The following is a 23,995-nucleotide window of genomic DNA, read 5'->3' on the forward strand; positions in this document are numbered from 1 at the left end:
TTTCCTACAGGCCTTCCCACCTACCCGCGGCTGGTAACCTGGGGCACGCTGCGTTGTGATGGGTGCCCCATCGCCCCGGGTGCCGAAAGGGGCCGCCCGGGCCAAGACGTCAGCGTCCTCCTGTCACGGCAGAGTGTCGTGACCGCAAGAGTCCAGAGGAGGTAGGAGTCCCGCATGCGTCGTTACGAAGTAATGGTCATTCTGGACCCTTCGCTCGATGAGCGCACTGTCGCGCCGTCCCTCGACCAGTTCCTCACCGTGGTCCGCAACGACGGCGGCACCGTGGAGAAGGTCGACGTCTGGGGCCGTCGCCGTCTCGCCTACGACATCGACAAGAAGTCCGAAGGCATCTACGCCGTCATCGACCTGTCCGCGGAGCCCGCGACGGTCAAGGAGCTCGACCGGCAGATGAACCTCAACGAGGGCATCCTGCGCACCAAGGTCCTGCGTCCCGACGTGCACTAACCTCCGGCTTTTTGTCGGAGGAGCCCCGTACTCTGAGCCGTAATCCAAGCGAAGGCGTGCAGGAAGGCGAGCGCTAGCCATGGCAGCAGGCGACACCGTAATCACCATCGTCGGCAACCTGGTCGACGACCCGGAGCTGCGCTTCACCCCGACGGGGCAAGCGGTGGCTCGATTCCGCATCGCGTCCACTCCGCGGTTCATGGATCGACAGACCAACGAGTGGAAAGACGGCGAGAGCCTCTTCCTGACCTGCAACGTCTGGCGGCAGGCGGCGGAGAACGCCGCCGAGAGCCTCCAGCGCGGCATGCGGGTCATCGTGCAGGGGCGGCTCAAGCAGCGGTCTTACGAGACCAAGGAAGGCGAGAAGCGCACGGTCTACGAGGTCGAGGTCGACGAGGTCGGCCCGTCCCTGCGTAACGCCACCGCCAAGGTCAACCGCACCTCCCGTCAGGGTGGCGGCGGTGGCGGCGGCTTCGGTGGCGGCCCGGCCGACGACCCGTGGGCCTCCGCCTCGCCCGCCCCGCCTCAGGGCGGCGGCTTCCAGGGCGGTGGCGGCGGCTACGGCGGAGGCGGCGGCGGCCAGCAGGGCGGCGGCGGCTTCGGCGGCGGCGGTGGCAACGACTTCAGCGACGAGCCGCCTTTCTAAATCCAGTCCCACAAGCCCGAGTCCATTCCCGCCCTGAAGGCGGGGCTCTGAAAGGAGCACCACGATGGCAAAGCCGGCACTGCGCAAGCCCAAGAAGAAGGTTTGCCTGTTCTGCCACGACAAGATCTCCTACGTCGACTACAAGGACACGGCGCTGCTGCGGAAGTTCATCTCCGACCGCGGCAAGATCCGTGCGCGCCGGGTGACGGGCAACTGCACCCAGCACCAGCGTGACGTGGCGACCGCGATCAAGAACGCCCGTGAGGTGGCCCTGCTGCCTTACACGAGCACCGCGCGCTAAGGAGGCCTGTCGATATGAAGCTCATCCTCACCAACGAGGTCTCCGGCCTCGGCACCCCCGGCGACGTCGTCGAGGTCAAGGACGGCTACGGCCGTAACTACCTCATCCCGCGCGGCTACGCCATGCGCTGGACGCGGGGCGCCGAGAAGCAGATCGAGACCATCCGCAAGGCTCGCGACGCCCGCGAGATCCGCGACCTCGGCACCGCCAAGGAGGTCGCCGGCCAGCTCGGCGCGCTGCGCGTCCGGCTGACCACCCGCGCGGGCGAGTCGGGCCGGCTGTTCGGCTCGATCACGACGGGCGACATCGCCGACGCCGTCAAGGCCGCCGGCGGCCCGATCCTCGACCGCCGCCGCATCGAGATCATCAACCCGATCAAGAGCGTCGGCTCCCACCGCGTCAGCGTCCGCCTCCACCCGGAGGTGGCTGCAGGTATTGACGTCGAGGTCGTCGCAGGCTGATCTCGCATACGGAAGGCCTCCCTTTGTGGGGGGCCTTCTTTTGTTTACGGCAAGCCGTGGCTCACCACCCGCCGTACTCCGGCTGAGGGCCCTCCAGGAAACGGCCTCTGACCCTTCACCGGCGGGCCGCCGTTACGCGAGCCCAAAGTGGGCCGATTGCCGTGGTGAAGGGCACCCTTGGGCGGGATTCCCTATTCGGGCGGCGTAGAATGCCGTTCGTTCTTTAGCACGTTCCCCCTGGAGGCAGGCCATGGCCGTTCGCCCTTTGCTGCTGCTCGCGTTGGCCGTGGCCGCTGTCGGTTGTGCGCCTGTGGATGACACGGCCACTACTGCCGCGCCTACGACCTCCACCGCCTGTGCGAAGGAGCAGTTGCAGCTTCTCAACCCTGGCAAGCTCACCATCGGGACCGACAAGCCCGCCTACGAGCCGTGGTTCAAGGACGATGACCCGAGTAACGGGCAGGGGTTCGAGAGTGCTGTCGCGTTCGCCGTGGCGGGGGAGCTGGGCTTCGACCGCAGTGAGGTGCAGTGGAGCACGGTGAAGTTCGATGCCGCGTTCGCGCCGGGGGAGAAGCAGTTCGACTTCGACGTCAACCAGGTCTCGATCACGCCTGACCGGGCCAAGGCGGTGGACTTCAGCAAGGGCTACTACACGGTCAAGCAGGCCGTCGTCGCCGTCGAGGGAAGCAAGTACGCCGGGGCCAAGAGCCTGGCGGAGCTGAAGGACGCCAAGATCGGCGTGCAGGTCGGGACGACCTCGCTCGACGCGGTCAAGAACGTCATCAAGCCCGCCGACGACCCCAACGTCTACAACGAGCAGATCGACGTCGTGAACGCCCTGAAGAACGAGCAGGTGGACGCGGTGGTCGTGGACCTGCCGACGGCGTTCTACGTGACGGCCGCCCAGGTGGAGAAGTCCAAGATCGTCGGCCAGTTCAGCTCGACGGGCGGCACGCCGGAGGAGTTCGGCCTGGTGATGGAGAAGGGCAGCGCGCTCAAGCCCTGCGTGGACAAGGCCGTGGACGCGCTGAGGACCAAGGGCGAGCTGACCAGGATCGAGGAGCAGTGGCTGGGCTCGGCGGCGGGCGCGCCCGAGCTGCGATGAGCGAGTGGGTCAAGTCCGAGCGCCAGCGCGAGCGTGAGCGGGTCCGCCGCTCACGCGCCCGCCGGTCGGCCTCGATCGCGACGGCCTCGACGGTGGTCTTCATCGTCCTGGTCGTCTGGGGAGTGACCGGTTCGCCGGGCTGGCCGCGGGTGCGGGAGACGTTCTTCAACGGCGAGCAGTTCGTCAAGGCGCTGCCCGACGTGCTGAGCGGCTTCGTGCTCAACATCAAGATCTTCCTCATCGCGGAGGTCCTGATCCTCGTCGTCGGCCTGCTGGTGGCGCTGGCCAGAGGCATCAAGACGCCCGCCTTCTTCCCGATCCGCGCCCTGGCGACGCTCTACACGGACGTCTTCCGCGGCGTGCCGACGATCCTGGTGATCTACCTCATCGGGTTCGGGCTGCCGGCGCTCAGGCTGCAGGGCATCCCCTCCGACCTGGCGACGCTGGGCATCATCGCCCTCACGCTCTCCTACGGCGCGTACGTGGCCGAGGTGTTCCGCTCGGGCATCGAGTCGGTGCACCCCAGCCAGGTCGCGGCGGCGCGCTCGCTGGGGCTCGGCCATGTCAAGACCATGCGTTTCGTGGTGCTGCCGCAGGCCACCCGCAGGGTCGTGCCGCCGCTGCTCAACGACTTCGTCTCGCTGCAGAAGGACACGGCGCTGGTGGCCACCATCGGGCCGCTGGAGGCGTTGAGACAGGCTCAGATCCACGCGGCGAGCACGTTCAACTACACGCCCTACCTGGCGGCGGCGCTGCTGTTCATCCTGCTCACCATCCCGATGGCCAGGCTCACCGACCACTTGGCGGACCGGACGCGCAGGAGGCGCGGCGCATGAACGTGCTGACCATCGAAGGGGTGTGGAAGCACTTCCACGGCCACAGCGTGCTGCGCGGCATCGATCTGGAGGTGCGTCCGCACGAGGTGGTGAGCCTCATCGGGGCCTCAGGCTCGGGCAAGTCCACGCTGCTGCGCTGCGTCAACCTGCTGGAGACGGTCGACGACGGCGCGATCCACCTCGACGGCGAGGAGCTCACCGATCCCCGGGTGAACGTCGACCAGGTGCGCAGGCGGCTCGGCATCGTCTTCCAGGCGTTCAACCTGTTCCCGCACATGACGGTGCTGGACAACATCACCCTGGCCCCCAGGCAGGTGCACGGCGTGGCCAGGGCGGAGGCGGAGGAGCAGGCCCATGGGCTGCTGGCCAGGTTCGGGCTGGCGGCCAAGTCGAAGGCCTACCCCGACCAGCTCTCCGGCGGCCAGCAGCAGCGGGTGGCGATCATCCGGGCGATGGCCACGCAGCCCCGGCTGATGCTGCTCGACGAGGTGACCTCGGCGCTCGACCCCGAGCTGGTGGTGGAGGTGCTGGGGATCATCAGGGAGCTCAAGGAGTCGGGCATGACGATGGTCCTGACGACGCACGAGATGGGCTTCTGCCGCGACATCTCGGACGTGGTGTGCTTCCTCGACGGCGGGGTGCTCCTGGAGAAGGGGCCGCCCGAGCAGCTCTTCTCCGCGCCCGAGCATCCGCGCACCAGGGAGTTCCTGCGCAGCGTGGTGGAGTCGGGGCGGTTCTAGCGACGGTGGCGGCCGTGGGGGTGCCTGGAGGGGGCGCTCGGGCGGGCCAGGAGGCTGTGGCGGCGGCCGTACACGAGGTAGACGAGCAGGCCGAAGGCCATCCACAGGGCGAACCAGGCCCAGGTGAGCACCCGAAGGTTCACCATCAGCCAGAGGGTGGCCAGCAGCGACAGCGCGGGCAGCAGCGGTGAGAGCGGCACGCTGAAGCCGCGTTCGAGGTGCGGCATGCGCCGCCGCATCACGATCACCCCGGCGGCCACGAACGCGAACGCGAACAGCGTCCCGATCACCACGAGCTGCTGCATCGTCAGCACCGGCACGAACTCGGCCAGCACGATCGCCACCAGCCCGATCACCAGCGTGACCCGCGTGGGAGTGTGGTAGCGGCGGCTCACCGTGGCCAGGCGGCGGGGGATGAGCCCGTCGCGGGCCATCGAGAACAGCACCCGCGTCTGCCCCACGATCAGCACCAGGATCACCGTGGTCAGCCCGAGCACCGCGCCCGCGTCGATGACGTGCACCATCCAGTCCACGCCGACCGCGCGGAAGGCGCTGGCCAGCGGTTTCTCGACGGAGATCTGCGTGTACGACACCATGCCGACCATGACCAGCGCCACGGCGAGGTAGAGGACGGTGGCGACCACCAGGCTGCGGATCATGCCCTTCGGCACGGCCCTGGGCGCGTTCGCGGTCTCCTCGGCCGAGGTGGCCACGATGTCGAACCCGATGTAGGCGAACGCGATCGCCGAGGCCGCCGAGAAGACGCCGAACCAGCCGAACGCCTGGCTCTCGCCGACGAAGATCTCCAGCACGGTCGCCGGAGCGGTGTCGAGGGTCTTCGGCGGCACGTAGAAGTCGCCGAAGTTGGCCACGTCGAGGTGGGTCAGGCCGACGACGATGACCGCGCCGATGGCCAGCAGCTTGGCCGACACCATGACCCACAGGGCGCGCAGCCCGACCCGCGCGCCGAGCGCCACGATGCCCGTGAGCAGCACCAGGATCACGAACACGAGGACGTCCTGGACCAGGCCGGCGGCGGGCACCTGGACGCCGAAGTTGGCGATCGCGCCGACCGTGATCGCGGCCCACGCCCTGGCCACCACCGCGGCGGCGAACTGCAGCTCCAGGATCAGCGCCCAGCCGATGATCCACGCCCAGACCTCGCCGAAGATGACGTAGGTGAAGGTGTACGCGCTGCCGGAGGTCGGCATCGTGGAGGACAGCTCGGCGTAGCACAGGCAGGCCAGCAGGCACGCGATGCCCGCGATCATGAACGACAGGATCACGCCTGGGCCGGCCGTGGTGGCGGCCTGCTCCCCGGCGATGCTGAAGATGCCCGCGCCGATCATCACGCCGAGCCCGAGCACGACCAGGTCGGCCGGCCGGTAGACCTCGGCCAGGCTGTGCCGGGCGCCGGTGCGCAGCCCGGTCGCCTCCGAAGGCGGCAGTCGTCGCAGAATTGTGGACAAGGAACACCCCGCTCAGGGAACTCGCCCACAATGTCTCACTACTTGGACAACAACAAGCACGAATCCATCACGTGCCGGTTACCAGCCAGGCGGTTCCGTTGGCGCGGCGGACCAGGGTGAGCAGGCGGGCCAGCATCCACACCCCCAGCGCGCACCACAGGGCCACCACGCCCAGCCCGGCGGCGACCAGGGCGGCGGGCAGGTAGGCGAGCGTCGTCCACACCCCGGCCCAGGCCAGGTAACGCTGGTCGCCTGCGCCGATGAGCACGCCGTCCAGCACGAACACCACCCCGCAGAGCGGCTGGAGCAGCGCCACCGGCCACAGCAGGTCCAGCAGCAGCCCGGCGACCCGCGGATCGGCGTCGAACAGGCCGGGCAGCAGCGGCCTGGCCGCCAGCACCAGCAGGCCGAGCACGACCCCCGACCAGACGCCCCACCACACCATCCGCTTCGTGGCGGCCTGGGTGGCCTCGACGTCGCCGGCGCCGAGCGAGCGCCCGGTGATGGCCTGCCCGGCGATGGCGATCGCGTCCAGGGCCAGGGCCAGCAGCGTCCACACCTGGGTGGCCAGCGCGTACGCGGCCAGCTCCGCCTCGCCCATCCTGGTGGCGATGACGGTGGCGGCCAGGATCACGACGCGCATGCACAACGTCCGGATGAACAGGGCGAACCCCACCGTCCCCGCCTGCTTGACCCCCGCCACGGACGGCGTCAGCGGCGCCCCCAGCCGCGCCGCCGCGCGGGCCACCACCACGAGGTAGACGGCCGCGCCGAGCGTCTGCGCCAGCACCGTCCCCCACGCCGACCCGGCGATGCCCCAGCCCAGCCCCAGCACGAACCAGGCGTTCAGCGCCGCGTTCAGCGCGAACGAGCCGACGGCCACCGCCAGCGGCGTCACCGTGTCCTGCAGCCCGCGCAGCACGCCGGTGCCCGCCAGCACGACCAGCATGGCGGGCGCGCCGATCAGGCTGATCCGCAGGTACGTCACGGCCTGCGCCGCCTGCGACCCCACCGCCCCGAACAGCTCCACGATCGCCGGAGCCAGCGGCCAGCACGCCACGATCACGGCCACGCCGAGTGCCAGCGCCAGCCAGATGCCGTCCACGCCGCTGCGCATGGCCCGCAGGTGATCGCCCGCCCCCGACTGGCGCGCCACGGACGCCGTCGTCCCGTACGCGAGGAACACGCACAGGTTCACCAGAGTCGTCAGAACCGTCCCCGCGACACCCAGAGCGCCGACCGCCGTGGTGCCGAGGCCGTGCCCCACGATGGCGTAGTCGGCGAGCAGGAAGAGCGGCTCGGCCACGAGCGCGCCGAAGGCGGGCACGGCCAGCCGGAGAATCTCCCGATCTCTGGATGTAATGGGCATTCGTCCATTATGAGCCTTACCCGGCGTGTCGGGCCAACTTTCTTTCCTCCACAGCCGGTGGACACTGTTCGCCCTGGTCAGAGTGGCTTCGGTGGATATCCGCAAGAGTTATCCCCAGGCTCCGTCCACAGGCCGTTCACACCTTGAGGGCGTTCATCCACAGGTCATCCACAGGTCGGCCACAGGGTTGTCCACAGGTCACGTTGCCGACGGCGCGTTACTCCGAGAAACTGTCACACCGGTCGACTACAAGTGGGGGTGGTGCGACCGCCTGCAAGTTGTTCGAGGGGGCGCGGGTGAGCATTGACGAAGAGGCCGGCGGAGGCTCCGGCGGAGGCCCGGGTTTCGAGCGCACACCGCCCAGCAACATCGAGGCGGAGCAGTCCGTCCTCGGCGGCATGCTGCTGTCCAAGGACGCCATCGCCGACGTCGTGGAGATCCTCCGCTCCGACGACTTCTACCGGCCCGCCCACCAGATGGTCTACGACGTCATCACCGACCTGTACGGCAGGGGCGAGCCCGCCGACGCCGTCACCGTCTTCGACGAACTGCAGAAGCGCGGCGAGATGGCCAGGGTGGGCGGCGCGGCCTACCTGCACACCCTGACGGCCGTCGTCCCCACGGCGGCCAACGCCGGCTACTACGCCAAGATCGTCCGCGAGCAGGCCATCCTGCGCCGCCTCATCGAGGCCGGCACCCGCATCGTCTCCTTCGGCTACGGCGGCCAGAACGAAGAGGTCGACGAGCTCGTCGACCGCGCCCAGGCCGAGATCTACCAGGTCACCGAGCGCCGCACCTCGGAAGACTACGCGCCGCTGGCCGACATCATGCCGGGCGCCCTCGACGAGCTGGAGGCCATCGGCAGCCGCGGCGGCCAGATGGTCGGCGTCCCCACCGGCTTCGCCGACCTCGACCAGCTCACCAACGGCCTGCACCCGGGCCAGATGATCGTCGTCGCGGCTCGTCCCGCCATCGGCAAGTCGACCTTGGGGCTCGACTTCGCCCGTTCGGCCGCGATCAAGAACGGCATGACCACGGTCATCTTCTCCCTGGAGATGTCCCGCAACGAGATCACCATGCGTCTGCTGTCCGCCGAGGCGCGCGTGGCGCTGCACCACATGCGCTCCGGCATGATGGGCGACGACGACTGGACCCGCCTGGCCCGCCGGATGAGCGAGGTCGCCGAGGCCCCGCTGTTCATCGACGACTCGCCCAACATGTCGATGATGGAGATCAGGGCCAAGTGCCGGCGGCTCAAGCAGCGCAACGACCTGCGGTTCGTGGTCATCGACTACCTCCAGCTGATGAGCTCGCCGAAGAAGACCGAGAGCCGCCAGAACGAGGTCTCCGAGATCTCCCGTGCCATCAAGCTGCTGGCCAAGGAGCTGGAGGTGCCGGTCATCGCGATCTCGCAGCTCAACCGTGGTCCCGAGCAGCGTACGGACAAGCGGCCCGCGGTCAGCGACCTCCGTGAGTCGGGCTCGATCGAGCAGGACGCGGACATGGTCATCCTGCTGCACCGGGAGGACGCGTACGAGCCGGAGTCGCCCAGAGCGGGCGAGGCCGACCTGATCGTGGCCAAGCACCGTAACGGCCCCACCGCCACCGTGACGGTGGCCTTCCAGGGTCACTACAGCCGATTCGTCGACATGGCCCAGCACTAACGGCGGCTCGCGGGGGCGGGGATCGGGCGGGTGCTGTCAGGCGTGGGCTTCTCGTCGGGGAAGACCCACTTGCGCAGCGCCCAGTAGCGGAAGACCATGGCGACGAGCGTGCCGATGACCTGGGCGCTGACGAAGTCGGCGATCTCCTGGGTCACCAGGCCCACCTCGGGGGTCTCCAGGCCGAACACGTAACGGGAGATCCACAGGGGCGCGGAGCTGAGCACCAGGCCGACGCCGCTGACCAGGAAGAACAGGGCGGCCTCGTGACGGCGTTCGCGGCCGCCCCTGGCCCGGAACGACCACTCGCGGTTGAGCACGTAGGACACGATCGTCGCCACGAGCACCGCGATGATCTTCGCGGTCACCGGCTTGGGTTCCAGGAAGGTCAGCTTCAGCCCGTAGAAGACCGCGTTGTCCACCAGGAACGTCGTTCCGCCCACCACCGCGAACTTCAGCAGCTCACGGTGCCGCATGACCAGTGCGTGCAGCGGTTGCGGCAATCGTGCGAGTACCGCCCTTGCTATTCGGAGCACCCCAGATCTTCTCACGCGTCTCACCCGCACATGTGACCGACCAGACAGTTGACCGAGGAATGGCAGGTGATCGTCCCGGTGCTCTAACGAATGACTGAAGCGAAGGGAAGTACGCCATGACCATCCTCGTCGCCTACGACGGCTCAGCCGACGCGCGCACCGCGATCGAGTTCGCCGCCAAGCACCTCACGGCCGAGCCCACGGTGATCGTCACGGTGTGGGAGCCGCTGCTCGTGCAGCTCAAGAAGTACCCGCTGGCCGCGGGCGCGATCGACCCCGGCACGGAGAGCGAGGCCAAGGCGCAGGCCGAGCAGCACGCTCAGGAGGGCGCGGAGCTGGCGGTGGCCGCCGGGCTGAGCGACGTGTCCTACCGGGCCGTGGCCGACAACGAGTCGATCTGGAAGACGATCGTGGACGTGGCCGACGAGATCGACGCCTCGGTGATCGTGACGGGCTCGCGCGGGCTGGCCGGGGTGCGGTCGGTGCTGCTGGGCAGCGTCTCCAACCACGTGCTGCACCACGCCCACCGGCCCACCTTGATCGTCCCGCCCCCGGCCAAGCCCGCCCGTTAAGAGGGTGCAGGGACGCAGCAGGCCTGCTGCGGCGGGCAGAGCCGGGTGTCGATGCGCCGCGCGCCCGGCCCCTCGTCGCCCAGCCGGTCGTGCGGGTTGGCGACCGGGCACCGGTCCAGCGACAGGCAGCCGCACCCGATGCACTCGGTCAGATCGTCACGCAGCCGCTGGAGCTGCTCGATCCGGTCGTCCAGCTCCCCGCGCCAGGCGGCCGACAGCCGGGCCCAGTCGTCGCGGGTGGGCGTGCGCTCGTCGGGCAGCTCGGCCAGCGCGTCCTTGATGACCTTCAGCGGGATGCCGATGCGCTGCGCGAGCCGGATGAAGGCGACCCTGCGCAGGCTGTCGCGGCTGTAGCGGCGCTGGTTGCCGGCGGTGCGGCGGCTGCTGATGAGGCCCTTGGCCTCGTAGAAGTGCAGGGCGGAGACCGCCACGCCGCTGCGCTCCGCGAGCTGGCCGACCGTCAGCTCCTTGGTGTTCCAGGCGACCTTCGTCATACCTGGAGATTACTTGAGGGTTCGCTCGAACAGCGTCTCCAGGACGACGACGGTCTGCGTCCCTGTCACGCCGTCCACCTGGAAGATGCGGCGCAGCACGTCCTGAAGCTCGCGGGTGCCGGTCGTGCGGACCTTCAGCAGCAGCGAGGCGGGGCCCGCGATGACGTGCGCCTCCTCGACCTCGGGCACGGCCGCCAGCGCCTGTCCGGCGCCGCCCATCCACGACCCGCCGTTCACCAGCACGTACGCCGTCACCGCCCGCCCGAGCGCCTCCTGATCCACCTCGACGGTGGTCCGCCTGATCACGCCGCGCTCGCGCAGCTTGCGCACCCGCTCGTGCGCGGCCCCGCTGGACAGCCCCACGGCTTTGCCGAGCACCGCGTACGACCGCGTCGCGTCCTCCTGAAGCAAGCCGACCAGCATCCTGTCGATGTCATCCACAACCGAATGCTATCCGGTCATACCGCCGCACTACTGAACCCCGTATGGTGTGCGGTATGACGGACACGATCCCCACAGAGTTCGAGGTGCTGGACGAGCGGTTCGGCGCGATCGGCGGCGACGACAAGGTCGAGATCCTGCACACCGGCACCCGGTGGGCGGAGGGCCCGGTGTACTTCCCCGCCGGGCGTTTCCTGGTCTGGAGCGACATCCCCAACGAGCGCATGCTGCGCTGGGACGAGATGACCGGCGCGGTGGGCCCGTTCAGGCAGCCGTCCGGCTACGTCAACGGCAACACGCTCGACCGCGAGGGCCGGCTCGTCTCGTGCGAGCAGGGCGAGCGCCGGGTGACCCGCACCGAGCACGACGGCTCGATCACCGTGATCGCCGACCGGTGGCAGGGCAGGCGCCTCAACAGCCCCAACGACGTGGTGGTGCGCTCCGACGGCTCCATCTGGTTCACCGACCCGCCGTACGGGATCCTCAGCAACTACGAGGGCGTGGCCGCCGAGCAGGAGATCGACGGTTGCCACGTCTACCGGGCCGACCCGGTGACGGGCGAGGTGCGGATCGTGGCCGACGACTTCGTCCGGCCCAACGGCCTGGCCTTCTCCCTCGACGAGCGGCGGCTGTACGTGGCCGACACGAGGGCCAGGCACCTGCGGGTCTTCGAGGCAGGCGACGACGGCACGCTCGGCGGCGGGAAGGTCTTCGCCGAGGGCGGGGAGCAGGACAACTACGACGGCATGCGGCTCGACGACACCGGCCGCGTGTGGGTCGCGGCCGGCAAGGCGGTGCTCTGCTACGACCCGGACGGGACGCTGATCGGCAGGCTCAGGCTGCCCGAGTTCACGGCCAACCTGGTGTTCGGCGGGCTCAAGCGCAACCGCCTGTTCATCACGGCCTCGTCCTCGCTGTACTCGCTGATGACCAACGTCACAGGAGCGCGCCCGGTGTGGGCCGGGCGCTGACGCCTCCCTCCGCGCCCCCGCGGCGGTGGGCGCGGCTACTCCCATCGGAACCAGCGCACGGCCAGCCCGCCGAAGACGGCCAGCCCCGCGGCCACCACGACCAGGTGCAGGAGCTGCGGCGGCTGTCCCGCCCAGGTGTCCTTGAGCGCCTGGGCGAACGGCCCGGCCACGGAGAAGTCGCTGATCACGCGCAGCGCGTCCGGCATGACCTCGCGCGGCACCCAGACGCCGCCGAGGAACATCAGCGGGAACATCACCATCGACCCGATGCCGGGCGCGGACTTGGCGCTCGGCGCGAGCGCGGCGATGACCAGCCCGATCGCCAGCAGCGCGGCGGTGCCGAGCAGGAACACCAGGACGAACCAGGCCCACTGCCGCGGCGGCGCGGCGCCGAACGCCAGCCGGCCGGCCACGATCAGCACGATCGTGGACACGGTGCCGACCGCCAGGTTGATCAGGAGCTGCGCCCCCAGCACCCGCGCGGGATGCACGGGCGTGGTGGACATCCGCCTGAGCACCCCCTGCTGCCGGTACGTGGCCAGCACCGCGGGCAGCACACTGCACGACAGCGTCAGCAGCGAGAGCAGCGCCATCGTGCTCGGCATGTGCGTGTCGACGATCCGCTGCCCGCCCTCCTGCTGCTCGGTGAAGCCGGGGATGCTGAACCCCAGCACGATCAGCAGCCCGACCGGCAGCCCGATCGTGAACAGCAGCGTCGGCCAGTCCCGCAGGTGCAGCTTGGTCTCCATCACGAGCAGCTTCATGACAGCTTCCTTCCGGTGAGCGCGAGGAACGCGTCGTCGAGGGTGGCCCGCTCGATGCGCAGGTTCCCGGGGACGACCTGGTGGTGTGCCAGGGCGAGGGTGACGGCGGGGGCCAGGTTCCCCGAGCCGCTCACCGTGACGTTCTGGCCGTTCCTGGTGACCTCCCGCACCTCGGGCAGGGCCAGGAGCACGGAGTCGTCGAACGCGGCCGACGGGCGGAAGCTCACCCGCTGCCCGCCGCCCGCCTGCTCGATGAACCCGGCGGGCGTGTCGGTGGCGACCACCTTGCCGGCGTCGATGAGCGCGAGCCGGTCGCAGAGCCGCTCGGCCTCCTCCATGAAGTGGGTGACCAGCACGATCGTCACGCCCGTGTCGCGCACCTGCTCGATCAGCTCCCAGGTGTCCCTGCGGGCCTGCGGGTCGAGGCCGGTGGTCAGCTCGTCGAGCACCGCCACGCGCGGCCGTCCCACCAGGGCGAGCGCGACGGACAGCCGCTGGCGCTGCCCGCCGGACAGGTCCTTGAACAGCGTGTCCCGCTTGGCGGACAGGCCCACCCGCTCCAGCAGCTCCGGCCAGTCGGCGGGGTCGGGGTAGAAGGAGGCGTACAGGTCCATCGCCTCCCAGACCTTGATCTTGTCGGGCAGCGCGGAGCTCTGGAGCTGCATGCCCAGCACGCGGCGCAGCTCCTCCCTGTCGTCGCGCGGGTCCAGCCCGGCCACGCGGACGTGCCCGCCGTCCCGCTCGCGCAGGCCGGCCACGCACTCGACCGTGGTGGTCTTGCCCGCCCCGTTCGGCCCGAGGATGCCGAAGATCTCGCTCTCGGCCACCTCGAACGAGACATCCTCGACCGCCAGGTGCTTCGGGTACTGCTTGCGCAGGTTCCTGACCTCGATGATTTTCATGGTCACGACGCTAGGAGCGCGCCGCCTGCCGGGTAATCCGGCTGGATGCCCTCCAAGGGTGTATCTAGGTGCAGTGTCAGCGGATGCCCGGTTGACGCAGACTGGGGGCATGCTGCGAAGGTACGGTCACGTCACGACGCTGCTCGCGCTCGTCGTCGTGCAGGTCCCCATGACGCTCCTGACAGGGGTCATGCTGCTGCTGTCCTTCGCGCTCGGCATGGTCTTCCTGTTCCCGCCGCAGACGATGATGGTCAGGGAGCTGGCCGAGCTCAACCGCCGGCTGGTCCGCAACTGGACGGGCATCAAGATCGAAGCTCCGTACCTGCCGCCGCCCCCGCCGCCGGTCCCGCAGGCCGACGGCATGTACCGCTCGGACCGCACCCTCTACAAGACGCCCCGCGTGCCCGCCTGGAACAACCGCTGGAAGTGGCTGGTCAGCGACCCGGCGACGTGGCGCGACGAGGTCTGGCTGCTGGTCGACCCGCTGGTGAAGGTGGGACTGGCGCCGCTGCTGCTCCTGCTCCCGGCTCGGGGCCTGCGCGTGTACGGGCTGTGGAGCAAGAAGCTGCTGGACGCGACCGCCGCCAGCCGCCTGGCCGGCCAGGTCAGCCACCTCACGCGCACCCGCGACCTGGCCGCCGGCTCCCAGGCGGCCGAGATGCGCAGGATCGAGCGCGACCTGCACGACGGCACGCAGGCCAGGCTCGTGGCGATCGGCATGACGCTCGGCGCCGTCGAGCAGCTCGTCGAGAGTGACCCCAAGGCGGCCAAGGCCCTGCTAGCCAAGGCGAGGGACGCCTCCTCTGAGACGCTCACGGAGCTGCGCAGGGTCATCCGCGGCATCCACCCGCCGGTCCTGGCCGAGCGCGGCCTGGCCGACGCCGTGCGCGCGCTGGCCATGGACAGCCCCCTCGACGTCACCGTGGACGTCAGCCTGCCGCACCGGCCGGAGCCGCCGGTGGAGGCGGCGGTCTACTTCGCGGTCAGCGAGCTGCTGTCGAACGCCGCCAGGCACGGCGACGCCCGCACCGCGACGGTGGACATCAGCGCCAGCGGGGCCGGCCTGCTCGTCAGCGTGAGCGACGACGGCATGGGCGGCGCCGACCCGGGCAAGGGCAGCGGCCTGGCCGGCATCGAGCGGCGCCTGGCCGCCTTCGACGGCGTGCTCGCCCTGCACAGCCCGCCGGGCGGCCCCACGACCGTCAGCATGGAGCTGCCCAAGGTGCTGCCCGTGCCGTGGGCGCAGGACCTGTCCAAGCTGCCGCGCTGGAAGTCGGTCACCGTCATGGTGCTGTGGGCCACGGCCTGGTGCCCGACGTTCCCGCAAGGGCTGGTGGCGGGCATCTTCAAGATCTTCGGGGTGGAGGAGAAGACCTGGTTCCTGGCCCTGCACCTGCCGGGCCCCTGGCAGTGGCCGGTGATCCTGGGCATGATCGCGCTGGGTGTCATCATGCATGTCATGGCCATCCGCATCCCCGCCTCGCACAACCGCGAGAAGTTCATGGCGGAGGCCACCCCGACGAAACCCTGGTGCTGATGAACCGCGTACTGATCGCCGAAGACCTCTACCTGCTCAGAGACGGCCTGGTGCACCTGCTCCAGGCCCACGGCTTCACGGTGGTCGCGGCCGTGGAGAGCGGCCCCGAGCTGCTGAAGGGCCTGCTGGAGCTGCGCCCCGACGTGTCCGTCGTGGACGTGCGGCTGCCGCCCACGCACACCGACGAGGGGCTGCAGGCCGCGCTGGCGGCCAGGAAGCAGCTTCCCGGGCTGCCCGTGCTCGTGCTGTCCCAGCACGTCGAGCAGCTCTACGCGCGCGAGCTGCTGGCCGACGGCTCGGGCGGGATCGGCTACCTGCTCAAGGACCGCGTCTTCAACGCCGAGCAGTTCGTGGACGCCGTGCGCAGGGTCGCCGAGGGCGGCACCGCCATGGACCCAGAGGTGATCGCCAAGCTGCTGGCCAGCAACGCCAGGAACGAGCCGCTGGCCGCGCTGACGCCGCGCGAGCGCGAGGTGCTGGAGGCGATGGCCGAGGGACGCTCGAACGCGGCCATCTCGCAGCGGCTCTACCTGAGCGAGAGCGCCGTGGCCAAGCACACCGCCTCCATCTTCGCCAAACTCGGCCTGGCCCCGTCGGACGACGACAACAGACGCGTGCTGGCCGTGCTCGCCTACCTCAACAGCCGCTGATCGGCTGCCGGAACCGCCCGGAGTTGTCAGTCGCAGCGGCTATTTTCATAGAGGCACGGTGCGACGAAGAGGTGGTTTCAGGTGAAAATCCGGGTTAACCGTGATGTTCTCGCGGAAGCGGTGGCGTGGGCTGCCCGAATCCTGCCCAGCCGTCCCGTGGTGCCTGTCCTTTCCGGGCTGCTGCTGGAGGCGGGTGAGGAGCTGACGCTGTCGGCGTTCGACTACGACGTGTCCGCGCGGGCCGCGATCGACGCCGACATCGCCGAGGAGGGGCGGGTGCTGATCCCCGGGCGGCTGCTGGCCGAGATCAGCCGCAGCCTGCCCGCCGACGACGTGGAGATCGTCACCGAGGGGCCGGAGGCGGTGCTGACCTGCGGGAGCGCCGAGTTCGGCCTGATCACGATGCCGGTCGAGGACTTCCCGACCCTGCCGTCCATGCCCGCGAGCATCGGCGCCATCGGCGGCGGCGTGTTCGCCTCGGCGGTCGGCCAGGTGGCGCCGGCCGCGAGCCGCGACGACACGCTGCCGATGCTCACCGGCATCAGGGTCGACATCGAGGGCGAGTCGGTGGCGATGGCGGCCACCGACCGTTACCGCATCGCCGCCCGCGACTTCGCCTGGCGTCCGGCCGGCCCCGACGTCGCCGTCTCGGCCATGGTCCCGGCGCGGGTGCTGGTCGAGGTGGCCAAGTCGCTGCGCGGCGGCGAGGTGTCCATCGCGATGGGCGACGGGGTGGCCGGGTTCGAGAGCGTCGGGCGCAGCACGACCGTGCGGCTGCTCGACGAGCAGTTCATCGACTACCGCGCCCGGCTGACCTCCGACTGGTCGATCAGGGCCGACGTGGCGGTCGCGCCGTTCGTCGGGGCGATCAAGCGGGTGGCCCTGGTGGCCGAGCGCAACACCGCGATCCGGCTGTCGTTCAGCCAGGGGCAGGTGCTGATCCAGGCGGGCGGGGGAGACATCGGGCGCGGCGCCGAGGTGGTCCCGTGCGAGCTGCGCGGCGACGACATCCAGATCGCCTTCCAGTCGCAGTTCCTGCTCGACGGGCTGACGGGCATCGAGAGCGACCTGGCCCGCATCAACATGGAGTCGCCCACCAGGCCCGCCCTCATCCAGGACGTGCCGGGCGACGCCGAGCCGTCCTTCCGCTACCTGGTCATGTCACTGCGCCAGACCTGATCGCCTCATGAGCCGGTCTGACGCCGCACGACCAGCGTGAAGACGCGCTTGAACGCCGCGTACGCCTCCTCGCCCACGGCCTTGGCGTGCGCGGCCTCCATCTCGGCGAGGACGGCGTCCGACTTGGCCATGTGATCGAGCCCCTTCGCGGTCGGCACGATCAGCTTGGCCCGCCGGTCGGCAGGGTCGGGCTGCCGCTCCACGTAGCCGAGCGCCACCAGCTCGTCCACCAGCGTGCCGATCACCTGCTTGTGCTGTCCCGACTGCGCGGCCAGGTCGGTGGCCCGGCTGCCCTCCTCGTCCAGGTAGGCCAGGACGGCTCCGTGCCGGGGCCGCACCTCGGGATGCCCCTGCTCGCTCAGCTTCGTGAACAGCTCCCGCTGAAGGCTGAAGAGCGTCCGGCTGGACAGGACGCCGAGGTCCGGCTCCTCCTGCTTGCGTTGGCTCCTGCGCACCACACACTCCCGATTTAGTCACTAATCTTGATAGTCACTGATTCTTACTATAGTCTCTGAGGCATGACGACGGTGGAACTCACCCGATTCCGGGTGTCTCCGGAGCGTGCCGGCGAGCTGCTCGCGGCACGACCCGAAATGATCGCTGATTTCCAGGCGGACCGGGACGGATTCCTGGGCGCCAAGCTCGTTCGCGTGTCCGCGGAGGAGTGGCTGGACATCGTGGAGTGGCGGTCGAGCGCCGACTACGCCGCATCGCGGGCGAAGGGCGCCAACCGGCCCGGCATCCAGGCCTTCTTCGCCCTGATCGACGAGCTCGTCTCCGCCGAGGAAGGGACCCTGTCATGACCATCCTGATCACCGGTGCGGGCGGCACCGTCTCGCGCGCCGTGCTGCGCTCCCTCGAAGGCACGGCCGACGTGCGGGTGCTGGTGCGCGACCCGGCCAAGGCGCCGTCAGGCGTGCAGGTCGCGGTCGGCGACCTCGACGAGCCCGCCACGCTGACGGAGGCGTTCCGCGGGGTGCGCGCGTTGTGGCTGCTGACCGCCATGGGGCCGCTCGCGCCGCACCGCAGCATGAACGCCGTCTGGGCGGCGCGGCAGGCGGGCGTGCAGCACGTGGTGCGCATGTCGGCCATCGGCGCCGCGCACGACGCGCCCACGCGCAACGGCCGCCTGCACGCCCTCTCGGACGTCGAACTCGCAGCCTCCGGCCTCGACTGGACCATCGTGCGCCCGGCCTTCTTCATGCAGAACCTTTTCGGCTCGGTCAACGGCGACACCCTGTACGGCGCGCTGGGCGAGGGCAGGATCGGCATGGTCGACGTGCGCGACATCGGCGACTTCGCGGCCGAGGTCCTGCGCGCACCCGCGCGGCACCGGGGCGCCACCTACACTCTCACGGGCCCGGCCAGCATCTCGCTGGGCACGGTGGCCGCTGACCTGTCGCAGGTGTACGGCACGCCGATCACCTACCAGCCGGTGCCCGTGGCGGCCGCCGTGGGTTCGATGCTGGACGCGGGCCTGCCCGAATGGGACGCCAAGGTCACAGGGGAGTACCTGACGGCGTACGCGAAGGGCTGGGGCGACTACACGACCCAGGACTTCGAGAAGGTGACGGGCCGCCCGGCGAGGTCGTTCGGCGCCTTCGCGCGCGACCACGCCGAGCAGGTGCGGCCTACGACTCGGTGAGCGCGATGAGGATGTGCTCCATGCACGCGTGCCCGGCCCGCTCCGCCGCCGCCGCGTCACCGGCGGCGATGGCCCTGGCGATCGCGTCGTGCGGGATGTAGCTCTTGTTCAGCGACGTCCCCGCGGCGGTGATGCTGGCCCGCAGCGCCGCGGAGAAGTCCTCGTACAGGTCGATGAGGACGAGGTTGTGCGTGGCGTGCGCGACGGCCATGTGGAAGGCCAGGTCGGCCTCGACGAAGAAGTCGGGGTCGTCGAGCTCCCAGGCCCGCTCGCGCTCGGCCAGCGCGGCCTCGATGCGCCTGATGTCCTCGTCGTTGCGCCGGGTGGCGGCCAGGCGGGCCGACTCCACCTCCAGCGCGCGGCGGACTTCGAGGATCTCGAGCTGCTCGGCCTGGCGCAGCCGCCGGAGCATCGCTCCGGACAGCTCGCTGGTGGCGCGGACGTAAGTGCCGTCCCCCTGACGGCACTCGAGCAGCCCGGCGTGCGTGAGCGCGCGTACGGCCTCACGAACGGTGTTGCGACCCACCCCGAGTTGCTCGGCGAGCACGGTCTCGGTCGGAATCTTGCCGTTCATCGGCCACGACCCTGATGTGATCTGCTCCTTGAGCTGATCGATCACCTGGTCGACGAGCGAAGCCCGCTGCGCCGTACGCAGACTCACAGTCCGCCTCCTCCGGGGAAACCAGTCATCCTATGAGTCAATGACTGGTAGACCCTAATTATTCCAGACTCAAAACACCAAATCTGGAGCTCCCGGAGGTTCAGCGGGACACTGTGGCGTCTACCGTCACCCCCGCCATCGCCGAGCGAACTCCGGCAGCTTCGAGGGCCTTACGATATGCGGCCGTCTGCGGTGCTCTGGCCTCCGCCCTGCCGTACAGGTCGCCCAGCTCGCGCCAGCAGCGCGCGGCCTGCCGGTCGGAGCCGAACACCGGACGGTCGAGCGTGACCAGCAGCTCGTGCGCGTGACGCAGGTGCGCCGAGGCGTCGTCGCCGGAGTCGAGCGCGATGGTCGCCAGCACGAGGTGGGCCTCGGCGGGCGTCGTGCCCGAGCGGTCGTGGGAGAGCCCCAGCGCCGTGGCCGCCAGCTCGCCCGCGCCGGTCGCGTCACCGGCCCGCAGCTTGACCCGCGCGTGCACGATCAGGCTCTCGCCGTGCTCGCGCAGGGTGCCGGGGAACACCGCGAACGCCCTGACCGCGCTCGCGACGAGCCGCTCCGCCTCCTCGATCGGCGCCGCGGGCATCCTGGACCAGTGCATGGCGGTCCTGGCGAGCTGCAGCGCGAGCCTGGCCTGGCGGCCGGCCCCGATCGCGTCGTCGGCCAGGCGCACGGCCAGCGCCGAGTCCTCGCCCGCCGCCGCCGCCGCGCTCGCGTGCCACAGCGCCTGGATCTCACCGGAACGGTCCACAACTTCAGGTACGCCTGACAGGTCCAATACCCGCCGGACGTAGCCGAGCTCGGGGGAGTCGCTCTCGCTCTCGCTGCGCGCCTCGATCAGCGCGGCGGCCAGGTCGGTGGCGAGCTCGCCCCGCGTGATGGACAGCCGCTCGGCCTGGGCCAGCGCACTGGCGGCCAGGTCGCGGGCCCGCAGGCGGTCGCCCGCCCGCTGGTAGCAGCGGCTCAGCGCGATCGTGAGCGGCAGGTCGGCCAGCCGCTCGGGGTGCGCGGCCGCCTCCCTCCTGAGGCGCTCGAACGCCTCCACGGCCTGACCCAGCCTGCCCTGGGCCTCCAGCGCACGCGCCCTGCCGAACCGCGCCTGCGCGGTCAGCATGGCGTTCTCCTCGTCGGCGGCCTTCACGATCTCCGTGAAGCGGTCGGCGGCGATGGACGGGTCTCCGTGCTGCAACTCCAGCTCGGCGTGACGCAGGCCCAGCTCGGTGTCGATGCGCTGCCGAGGCTCGATCCCGTGAAGGAGGAACTCGGTCGTGCACCCCAGCCGCTCGGCCAGGAGCCGGGCCACCACAGGAGTCGGCGTGCGCTTACCCGACTCAATGAGCGAGACATAACTGTCCGACAGGTCGGGTCCGGCCAGCTGGGCCTGAGACATCCGCCTGTTCAGCCGCAATCCTCGGACGCGGTCACCGATGGTTCCCTGACTCGGCATCTCATCTCTCAAGGCGGGGAAGGGTCAACAACACGCAATGATTGCATGAAGTAGCCGAATCTGGTATCCCCGCGTGAAGAATTTGCCACGCTGAGATTAATCGTCGCTGTCGTCCTTGCTGGGAAAAAGCATCTGACAGACCTCGAGGTAGAGCGTTTCCGGATACGGAATGTACTCGACCGTTGACAGAGCCTGATCCTGGCCGGCCGACTCGAGGATGAACTCACCGTAACCGAGCATGCGCCCAAGCAGAGATCTTTGGAAGCTCATGTCGGTGACCTTGCCCAGTGGCATCATCGCGACCTTGCGGGTGATGAGACCCGTGGTCAGCAACATCCGCTTCGATGTCACCACAAAGTAATCGACCGACCACTCCGCGACTTTCCATACGAAACGGATCAGCAGCAGGAGCCAGAGCCACCAGACGACGACGAGTGCCGTGCCGCCCGCCTCGCCGCCGCCGAAGAACTTGCTGAGAAGCGCGGCGACGATGAGGCCGCCGAGGACCTCGGCGACCGGGCGCAGCAGGATGGCAGGATGCCGCCGCACCATGATGACCTGTTGTTCGTGGGGGAGGAGGTAGCGGTTGACCGACGATGGAGCTGAGTCCCCGTGGGTCACAAGTCTCATGAGAGGCTGTTCACAAATTGTGCCAGCGAGTCGGCCGCGTTGAACACCGTGTCGAACGCTCCTCTCACCGCGTCCGCGGCGTCAGCTGGTCGCGCGAACAGGTAGTACGCAACAAATGCGATACCACCGTATGTGAGGACCTTTTTGACCTGCACCGTCGCCTCCGTGCCACTTACCCACTCCACCCGCCAACTACATTACCCACCCGAGTGCCCGGGTAAAGGTGACTTGGCGGGTTAGTTTGGATCTTGCTTAGCCACGCTCACTGGCCACCAGAGCCAGCACGTGAAGGTGCTTGCGCGCGATGCGCTCGACAAGGCTCGGGTGGGCATAGCCGGTGACCTCCAGCGCGCCGTAGTGCGCCGCCTCCACGCAGCGCGTTACGGTGGTCGCGGAGTGGATGCCGGCGAACTCGTCGCACAGCACCGTCTCCACGTCCGCGTACGGAGTCGGATCCGTGTCGGTGTGATCGGTCATCGTGCTCCCCCACGCGCATGCGGAAGTTGCCTTCCCGCCTCTTCGTACCCACCCAACCACAGTATGTAACGAAGCGATGACCGCGTGTGACGGAAAAAGGACTTCCCTGCGTGAACGGGCGCTCAGACCACGCCGTACAGGCGGTCCCCGGCGTCGCCGAGGCCGGGAACGATGTAGCCGTTCTCGTTCAGCCGCTCGTCGAGCGCCGCGGTGACCACGCGGATCGGCTTGCCGGAGTTGGCGAACACCTTGTCCATGTGCGCCAGCCCTTCCGGCGCCGCCAGCAGGCACAGCGCGGTGACGTCCACCGCGCCCCGGTCGAAGAGGAACTGCACGGCCGCCGCCAGCGTGCCGCCGGTGGCCAGCATCGGGTCGACCACGTAGCACTGCCGGCCGGACAGGTCGTCGGGCAGGCGCGTGGCGTACGTCTCCGCCTGCAGCGTCGACTCGTTGCGGATCATGCCCAGGAAGCCGACCTCGGCCGTGGGCAGCAGCCTCGTCATGCCGTCGAGCATGCCGAGACCGGCCCGCAGAATGGGCACCACCAGCGGGTACGGCTTGGCCAGGCGCACACCCCTGGCCGGCGAGACCGGCGTCTCCACGGTGACGTCGGTGACCCGCACGTCACGCGTGGCCTCGTACGCGAGCAGCGTCACCAGCTCGTCCGCGAGCCTGCGGAACGTCGGCGAGTCGGTGCGGACATCGCGCAGCGTGGTGAGCTTGTGCGCCACGAGCGGATGATCGACGACGAGGGTCTCCATGGGTCACCACGCTATCTCCTGACACACCGTGCTGAGGACCCCCTCACCTGCGGCCTTGGAGCGTTACACAGGGTTGCGGCCACCTCACATCTTTGGTTTTGATCACAATTTGGTCCGAGAGGCACACGCCTGGTGGTCAGGTCTGGAACGATTGGGTGCTGGTGATATCTGTCGTGTCAGAATTCGGGTGGGGATGGCGATGACAGACGAGGACGCTCTTGACTTCGCCATCGTGGTTTATCGCGAGGACGGGTGCTGGCAGGCCGAGCTGCTGCCGGTCACGCTCACGTCCGATCTTGAAGGGCTGATCCATGCCCTGAAGCAGCAGCCCAGCGAGAGCGGCACGATCGGCCTGATCGCCGTCGGCGACGAGTTCTTCGTTGCGCTGCGCGTCCTGGCCGACCGGGTCGACGTGTTCCTGTCCGACATCGCCGCCTCGTGGGACTTCCCGCTGGCGGAGCAGGTTCTGGAGTACCTCGACGTCCCCGTGCCGGACGAGGAGGAGCTCGACGAGATCCTCCAGGACGAGGAGACCGTGCTGCCCGCGGGAGATCTGTCGATCTTCGCCGATCTCGGGTTGGACGAGATGGAGCTGGGCATCCTCTCCGGCGACATCGATCTGCTGCCCGAAGATGTGCTGTCCAGCATCGCCGCGCGGCTCGGCTTCTCCGAGCCGTTCGAGCGTGCCATCGAATCGGTCTTCGGCTGACCCCCCCAGGAGCGCGGACATGGCGTCCAACACCTTTTCTGCGGCCTTCGTCAGAACCTCCGGCGGCTGGAGCGGGGCCGAGGTCGATCTCGGGGGCGCCGAGATCGTCGACGACTTCGGTGACGCGGTCACGGAGGCGCTGGGCCTCGCGGGCGACGAACTGGCCCTGCTGTGCGTCGAGGTCGAGGACGAGTGGTTCGCCATCGCCCGCTACCGGGGCGAGGACGAGCCGCGCGTGTTCCTCTCCGACGTGCACGCCATCGTCTCCGACACCCTGGGAGAGCTGTTCGCCGAGTTCGCCGGGGTCGCGCCCGACAAGGACGGCAACGGGCTCGGGGTGCGGCCTGCGGGGGACTTCGAGTTGCTGAGCGATCTGGGTGTGAGCTCGGAGGAGTTGCTGGAGCTGAGCATGGAAGAGGGCATGCTGCCCGCCGACATCCTGTCGGTGATCGCCGAGCGGCTGTCGTTCGCCGACGAGCTCGACCGCCTGCGGTGACCGGGCGTCCGGGCACGCGGCGTCCCACCTCCTCGCGTCCCACCTCCTCGCGCCCCACCACCTCGCGCCCCAC

30 protein-coding genes are annotated in these 23,995 nt (G+C 69.4%); 17 read left to right on the top strand and 13 right to left on the bottom strand.

Going from position 1 to position 23,995, the window contains the following annotated elements; all coding sequences use genetic code 11:
* Window positions 1-174 precede the first annotated feature (174 nt).
* The 7 genes from rpsF to ABD331_RS42000 all read left to right on the top strand — a co-directional run bounded on the left by rpsF (window position 175) and on the right by ABD331_RS42000 (window position 4,554).
* Entirely contained in the window at window positions 175-465 is a 291-nt protein-coding gene (gene rpsF, locus ABD331_RS41970) for a 30S ribosomal protein S6 (RefSeq protein ID WP_026214314.1), read from the top strand.
* Window positions 466-544: 79 nt separating this feature from the next.
* Window positions 545-1,111: a single-stranded DNA-binding protein gene (locus tag ABD331_RS41975; RefSeq protein WP_344488048.1), complete on the top strand. Its 567-nt coding sequence runs from the start codon at window positions 545-547 to the stop codon at window positions 1,109-1,111.
* A gap of 64 nt (window positions 1,112-1,175) precedes the next feature.
* Window positions 1,176-1,412 carry a 30S ribosomal protein S18 gene (gene rpsR, locus ABD331_RS41980; RefSeq protein ID WP_020543048.1) on the top strand — a complete coding sequence of 79 codons (237 nt, stop codon included), beginning with the start codon at window positions 1,176-1,178 and terminating at the stop codon, window positions 1,410-1,412.
* A gap of 14 nt (window positions 1,413-1,426) precedes the next feature.
* The gene (rplI, locus tag ABD331_RS41985; RefSeq protein WP_344488050.1) at window positions 1,427-1,873 is read left to right on the top strand and encodes a 50S ribosomal protein L9; all 447 of its coding nucleotides are present in this window, start codon (window positions 1,427-1,429) and stop codon (window positions 1,871-1,873) included.
* A gap of 370 nt (window positions 1,874-2,243) precedes the next feature.
* Complete coding sequence (locus ABD331_RS41990) at window positions 2,244-2,978, top strand: ABC transporter substrate-binding protein (RefSeq protein ID WP_344488052.1); 735 nt, start codon at window positions 2,244-2,246, stop codon at window positions 2,976-2,978.
* On the top strand, window positions 2,975-3,814 hold the full coding sequence (locus ABD331_RS41995; protein ID WP_344488054.1) for an amino acid ABC transporter permease: 840 nt from the start codon (window positions 2,975-2,977) through the stop codon (window positions 3,812-3,814). Before ABD331_RS41990 ends, ABD331_RS41995 begins: the two co-directional genes overlap by 4 nt.
* Window positions 3,811-4,554 (top strand): amino acid ABC transporter ATP-binding protein, encoded by a 744-nt coding sequence (locus ABD331_RS42000; RefSeq protein WP_344488055.1) that lies wholly within the window; start codon window positions 3,811-3,813, stop codon window positions 4,552-4,554. Before ABD331_RS41995 ends, ABD331_RS42000 begins: the two co-directional genes overlap by 4 nt.
* On the opposite strand, the gene ABD331_RS42005 is transcribed toward ABD331_RS42000, so the two are convergent.
* Both ABD331_RS42005 and ABD331_RS42010 read right to left on the bottom strand, forming a co-directional pair.
* Window positions 4,551-6,023, bottom strand: a complete 1,473-nt coding sequence (locus tag ABD331_RS42005) for an APC family permease (RefSeq protein WP_344488057.1) — start codon at window positions 6,021-6,023, stop codon at window positions 4,551-4,553. The genes ABD331_RS42000 and ABD331_RS42005 overlap by 4 nt on opposite strands.
* 67 nt (window positions 6,024-6,090) lie before the next feature.
* On the bottom strand, window positions 6,091-7,392 hold the full coding sequence (locus ABD331_RS42010; RefSeq protein ID WP_344488059.1) for an MATE family efflux transporter: 1,302 nt from the start codon (window positions 7,390-7,392) through the stop codon (window positions 6,091-6,093).
* 296 nt (window positions 7,393-7,688) lie between these two features.
* Here ABD331_RS42010 and dnaB point away from each other — a divergent pair, with 296 nt between their 5' ends.
* Window positions 7,689-9,056, top strand: a complete 1,368-nt coding sequence (dnaB, locus tag ABD331_RS42015) for a replicative DNA helicase (protein WP_344488061.1) — start codon at window positions 7,689-7,691, stop codon at window positions 9,054-9,056.
* Here the strand turns inward: dnaB and ABD331_RS42020 are convergent.
* Entirely contained in the window at window positions 9,053-9,529 is a 477-nt protein-coding gene (locus tag ABD331_RS42020; protein ID WP_344488063.1) for a GtrA family protein, read from the bottom strand. The two genes, dnaB and ABD331_RS42020, sit on opposite strands and share 4 nt — an antisense overlap.
* A 176-nt stretch (window positions 9,530-9,705) precedes the next feature.
* Between ABD331_RS42020 and ABD331_RS42025 the strand changes: the two genes are divergently transcribed.
* Window positions 9,706-10,161: a universal stress protein gene (locus ABD331_RS42025; RefSeq protein WP_344488065.1), complete on the top strand. Its 456-nt coding sequence runs from the start codon at window positions 9,706-9,708 to the stop codon at window positions 10,159-10,161.
* Here ABD331_RS42025 and soxR read toward each other — a convergent pair.
* Together soxR and ABD331_RS42035 are read right to left on the bottom strand one after the other, a co-directional pair.
* Window positions 10,158-10,655 carry a redox-sensitive transcriptional activator SoxR gene (gene soxR, locus ABD331_RS42030; protein ID WP_344488067.1) on the bottom strand — a complete coding sequence of 166 codons (498 nt, stop codon included), beginning with the start codon at window positions 10,653-10,655 and terminating at the stop codon, window positions 10,158-10,160. The genes ABD331_RS42025 and soxR overlap by 4 nt on opposite strands.
* A gap of 9 nt (window positions 10,656-10,664) precedes the next feature.
* Window positions 10,665-11,096 carry an Lrp/AsnC family transcriptional regulator gene (locus ABD331_RS42035; RefSeq protein WP_344488069.1) on the bottom strand — a complete coding sequence of 144 codons (432 nt, stop codon included), beginning with the start codon at window positions 11,094-11,096 and terminating at the stop codon, window positions 10,665-10,667.
* Window positions 11,097-11,152: 56 nt separating this feature from the next.
* Here ABD331_RS42035 and ABD331_RS42040 point away from each other — a divergent pair, with 56 nt between their 5' ends.
* The gene (locus ABD331_RS42040) at window positions 11,153-12,067 is read left to right on the top strand and encodes an SMP-30/gluconolactonase/LRE family protein (protein ID WP_344488071.1); all 915 of its coding nucleotides are present in this window, start codon (window positions 11,153-11,155) and stop codon (window positions 12,065-12,067) included.
* A 35-nt stretch (window positions 12,068-12,102) separates the two neighbouring features.
* Here ABD331_RS42040 and ABD331_RS42045 read toward each other — a convergent pair whose 3' ends face one another.
* Window positions 12,103-12,831, bottom strand: coding sequence for an ABC transporter permease (locus ABD331_RS42045; protein ID WP_344488073.1), 729 nt, complete (start codon window positions 12,829-12,831; stop codon window positions 12,103-12,105).
* Window positions 12,828-13,733 carry an ABC transporter ATP-binding protein gene (locus ABD331_RS42050; RefSeq protein WP_344488075.1) on the bottom strand — a complete coding sequence of 302 codons (906 nt, stop codon included), beginning with the start codon at window positions 13,731-13,733 and terminating at the stop codon, window positions 12,828-12,830. Before ABD331_RS42050 ends, ABD331_RS42045 begins: the two co-directional genes overlap by 4 nt.
* A gap of 109 nt (window positions 13,734-13,842) precedes the next feature.
* On the opposite strand from ABD331_RS42050, the gene ABD331_RS42055 reads away from it, so the two are divergent.
* From ABD331_RS42055 to dnaN, 3 genes are all read left to right on the top strand, one after another.
* Window positions 13,843-15,270, top strand: coding sequence for a sensor histidine kinase (locus ABD331_RS42055; RefSeq protein ID WP_344488077.1), 1,428 nt, complete (start codon window positions 13,843-13,845; stop codon window positions 15,268-15,270).
* Window positions 15,270-15,920, top strand: a complete 651-nt coding sequence (locus ABD331_RS42060; protein WP_344488079.1) for a response regulator transcription factor — start codon at window positions 15,270-15,272, stop codon at window positions 15,918-15,920. Before ABD331_RS42055 ends, ABD331_RS42060 begins: the two co-directional genes overlap by 1 nt.
* An 81-nt stretch (window positions 15,921-16,001) precedes the next feature.
* Window positions 16,002-17,099 (top strand): DNA polymerase III subunit beta, encoded by a 1,098-nt coding sequence (gene dnaN, locus ABD331_RS42065; protein WP_344488081.1) that lies wholly within the window; start codon window positions 16,002-16,004, stop codon window positions 17,097-17,099.
* A gap of 5 nt (window positions 17,100-17,104) precedes the next feature.
* Here dnaN and ABD331_RS42070 read toward each other — a convergent pair whose 3' ends face one another.
* The gene (locus tag ABD331_RS42070; protein ID WP_344488083.1) at window positions 17,105-17,554 is read right to left on the bottom strand and encodes a MarR family winged helix-turn-helix transcriptional regulator; all 450 of its coding nucleotides are present in this window, start codon (window positions 17,552-17,554) and stop codon (window positions 17,105-17,107) included.
* Window positions 17,555-17,617: 63 nt separating this feature from the next.
* Here ABD331_RS42070 and ABD331_RS42075 point away from each other — a divergent pair, with 63 nt between their 5' ends.
* Both ABD331_RS42075 and ABD331_RS42080 read left to right on the top strand, forming a co-directional pair.
* Window positions 17,618-17,902 (top strand): antibiotic biosynthesis monooxygenase, encoded by a 285-nt coding sequence (locus tag ABD331_RS42075; protein ID WP_344488085.1) that lies wholly within the window; start codon window positions 17,618-17,620, stop codon window positions 17,900-17,902.
* Window positions 17,899-18,744, top strand: coding sequence for an SDR family oxidoreductase (locus tag ABD331_RS42080; protein WP_344488087.1), 846 nt, complete (start codon window positions 17,899-17,901; stop codon window positions 18,742-18,744). The genes ABD331_RS42075 and ABD331_RS42080 overlap by 4 nt, the downstream gene beginning before the upstream one ends.
* Here ABD331_RS42080 and ABD331_RS42085 read toward each other — a convergent pair.
* The 5 genes from ABD331_RS42085 to upp all read right to left on the bottom strand — a co-directional run bounded on the left by ABD331_RS42085 (window position 18,731) and on the right by upp (window position 22,717).
* Window positions 18,731-19,405, bottom strand: a complete 675-nt coding sequence (locus ABD331_RS42085) for a FadR/GntR family transcriptional regulator (RefSeq protein ID WP_080044209.1) — start codon at window positions 19,403-19,405, stop codon at window positions 18,731-18,733. The genes ABD331_RS42080 and ABD331_RS42085 overlap by 14 nt on opposite strands.
* A gap of 100 nt (window positions 19,406-19,505) precedes the next feature.
* Window positions 19,506-20,849, bottom strand: a complete 1,344-nt coding sequence (locus ABD331_RS42090; protein ID WP_344488090.1) for a helix-turn-helix domain-containing protein — start codon at window positions 20,847-20,849, stop codon at window positions 19,506-19,508.
* Between the two features lie 96 nt (window positions 20,850-20,945).
* Entirely contained in the window at window positions 20,946-21,479 is a 534-nt protein-coding gene (locus ABD331_RS42095) for a PH domain-containing protein (RefSeq protein ID WP_344488092.1), read from the bottom strand.
* A 252-nt stretch (window positions 21,480-21,731) separates the two neighbouring features.
* Window positions 21,732-21,956 carry a hypothetical protein gene (locus tag ABD331_RS42100; protein ID WP_225270470.1) on the bottom strand — a complete coding sequence of 75 codons (225 nt, stop codon included), beginning with the start codon at window positions 21,954-21,956 and terminating at the stop codon, window positions 21,732-21,734.
* A 122-nt stretch (window positions 21,957-22,078) separates the two neighbouring features.
* Window positions 22,079-22,717: a uracil phosphoribosyltransferase gene (gene upp, locus ABD331_RS42105; RefSeq protein WP_344488095.1), complete on the bottom strand. Its 639-nt coding sequence runs from the start codon at window positions 22,715-22,717 to the stop codon at window positions 22,079-22,081.
* Window positions 22,718-22,910: 193 nt separating this feature from the next.
* On the opposite strand from upp, the gene ABD331_RS42110 reads away from it, so the two are divergent.
* Window positions 22,911-23,426, top strand: a complete 516-nt coding sequence (locus ABD331_RS42110) for a tRNA adenosine deaminase-associated protein (RefSeq protein ID WP_425566193.1) — start codon at window positions 22,911-22,913, stop codon at window positions 23,424-23,426.
* Between the two features lie 19 nt (window positions 23,427-23,445).
* Window positions 23,446-23,922 carry a tRNA adenosine deaminase-associated protein gene (locus ABD331_RS42115; protein WP_344488099.1) on the top strand — a complete coding sequence of 159 codons (477 nt, stop codon included), beginning with the start codon at window positions 23,446-23,448 and terminating at the stop codon, window positions 23,920-23,922.
* Window positions 23,923-23,995 lie beyond the last annotated feature (73 nt).

Origin of the sequence: Nonomuraea monospora, assembly GCF_039531895.1 — a bacterium.
In the GTDB taxonomy this organism is placed as follows: domain Bacteria; phylum Actinomycetota; class Actinomycetes; order Streptosporangiales; family Streptosporangiaceae; genus Nonomuraea; species Nonomuraea monospora.